2 protein-coding genes are annotated in these 2,299 nt (G+C 63.9%); one reads left to right on the top strand and one right to left on the bottom strand.

The window, feature by feature from the left end; translation table 11 throughout:
* A partial coding sequence (locus JF66_RS19430) for an HNH endonuclease signature motif containing protein (RefSeq protein ID WP_231556519.1) occupies nt 1-1,139 on the top strand: 1,139 nt, incomplete at its 5' end.
* 593 nt (nt 1,140-1,732) lie between these two features.
* Here JF66_RS19430 and JF66_RS19425 read toward each other — a convergent pair.
* Nucleotides 1,733-2,161, bottom strand: coding sequence for a GNAT family N-acetyltransferase (locus tag JF66_RS19425; protein ID WP_035880531.1), 429 nt, complete (start codon nt 2,159-2,161; stop codon nt 1,733-1,735).
* Nucleotides 2,162-2,299: the final 138 nt, after the last annotated feature.

Here is a 2,299-nt window from a genome sequence, read left to right as displayed (position 1 = left end):
TCCGCTTGCTTGATGCGGTGAAAGAGCACGACCGGGCGATCTGTGCGGCGCAGGCCGCGCGGGCGGCCGCGGTCGATGAGATCATGCGTTGGACCCGGGCGACGGCCGAGACCGGCCGACCCACCACGGCCGCTCGTGGAAGGAAAGGGTACGTGGAGTGGTCGTCAATGACGGCCGCTCACGAGGGCCTCGTCGCTGAACTCGCGTGCCTGCTGACCCTGACGGAGAATTGCGCCCGTAACCTCATGTGCCACAGCGAACTTCTCCAGCACAAGCTCCCCGCCACCCGAGCAGCCCTGACGCGTGGGGACATCAGTTACCGCCACGTCGAGGTCATCATGGATAACGTGTTGGCCCTCCCCGACGAAGCCTGGCTTGACTTCGAACGAGAGGCCCTCAGCGACAGTGAGACCCTCACGGTGCCGCAGTTCACGAAGAAGGCCATCCGCATTCGGGAGCTGACCCACCCGGAGTCGATCACCGTGCGGCACAAACGTGCCCTGGCTGATCGGTGTTTCTTTGTCGGGCCGGGCCGTGACGGTATGGCGTATCTGGAGATGACTCTGAGCAATGAGGATGCCAGTGCGATCAGGGACCGGGTTGAAGTGATGGCGAAAAACCTCCAGTCGACTGACGAACCCCGCACGCTCCCGCAACTGCGCACCGACATCGCCGTCGACCTGCTTTTGGGCGGCGTCACCGCGACGGGGCTCGGCGCGGGGATTCGCGGCAACGTGTACGTCACCGTGCCGGTCCTGGCCCTGATGGGTAAGAGTGAAGAGCCCGGCACGCTGGAGGGGTTCGGGCCGATCGACCCGGAAACCGCCCGCCGCATCGCCGGCACCGCGAGCAGCTTCACCCGCATCCTCATCCACCCGGAGACGGGGGCGGTGCTGTCTTTCGGACGCACGAAGTACAAGGTGCCGACAGAACTGCGGCGTTGGCTGCAGCTGCGTGACGGATCGTGCCGCGCGGCCGGGTGTAACCGGCGGGCGCAGGACTGCGACATTGACCACACCATCCCCTGGGAATCCGGCGGTGAAACGGTGTTCTCGAACCTCGCGAACCTCTGCAAACGCAGCCACCGGGTCAAGCACGAAACCGGTGGGCAGTTGAACAAGGCAAGGACGGCACCCTGAACTGGACGAGCCCGGCCGGCAAGCACTACGCCACCCACCCCGCCACCCGAATCAGACCCACCATCCCCACGACCGAACCAGCATCGAAACCCACAACCTGGCGCGACGTCTGGAGCATCCCGAACACCGGCCTCAACACAGCACCGTTCTAACGAGCGCGACGAGCGCGACGAGCGCGACGAGCGCGACGAACGATCAACCTCGTCGCCGACCACCACGGACGGCCAGACATGCCGAGGAACGTGAGAGGAGACTGCGCACCGCGGGAGTCGTTCTCCAGCAATTGCCCCCGCCAGACTAGATCTCCAGCTCTGAGAAATCGGCCTCCTGGCGGTTCTTCTGACCTGCACGGTTCTTCTGACCTGCGCGGCTCCGCCGCTCGGTTCTGCGATGTGCCCCAACCGGCGTCACTCAAACCCCTCGCGCCCGTCGCCCGTCGCCCGTCGGCCGTCAGCTCAACTCAGTGACGAACCCGATCGTGTGACCGTCGTAGCGCGCGGCAGTGGGTGAACCCACGACCGGCGGCGGCGTGGCCGCTCCGCAGCCCATCCCGTCGCGAAAGGGTTTCCTGAATCGGGTCGAATGACGGGCTCTCAGCTCCCGATCTGAACGAACGCACGTAATGAAGTTGGGCTGAAGTCATGTCCTTCGATGAAGCCCAAGGATTCGTAGAATGCGCGCTGGCCCGGTTCGTCATCGGTTAGTAGTACCTTCTGTCGAACGTGGACGTAGCGTTCCAGGACCTTTTCGACCAAGGCCCTGCCGAGGCCGGCTCGTTGTTGGCTGGGGCTCACGAGGATGTCTTGTAGGTAACAAATGGTGGCGTCGTCGGAAATGACCCGGGCCAAGCCCGCCAGTTCTCCGGCCGAGTCCCTCGCCGTCACGACGTACGACGACTGTTCAACCGCACGGACAAGGGTATCGGGGTCGCTCGCGTATGCTGACCACCCGACGCTTGAATAGAGGCCAATGAGGTCAGTTCGCGCTAAGTGCTTGGACTCAGAAAAGGTAAAGGTCGGCATGGGGACATGCTTTCACACGTCCGCGTGGGCCATGGTTAGAGGCTCGGCTTGCAGAGCTGCGTGGCCGTGCGGGAGCCGTCGTGGGTCAGATTCGGCTCAGAAGTTCCGTCCGTTTCGTCTCAAATTCTGCTTGCGAAA

It is taken from the genome of Cryobacterium sp. MLB-32, assembly GCF_000738085.1.
GTDB lineage: Bacteria > Actinomycetota > Actinomycetes > Actinomycetales > Microbacteriaceae > Cryobacterium.
The sequence above is the reverse complement of the archived record's forward strand: the minus strand, read 5'-3'. Positions and strand labels throughout refer to the sequence as shown.

Coding starts and splice junctions, on each gene's coding strand:
- JF66_RS19425 (WP_035880531.1), bottom strand. CDS start 2,161: ATGCCGACCTTTACCTTTTCTGAGTCCAAGCACTTAGCGCGAACTGAC.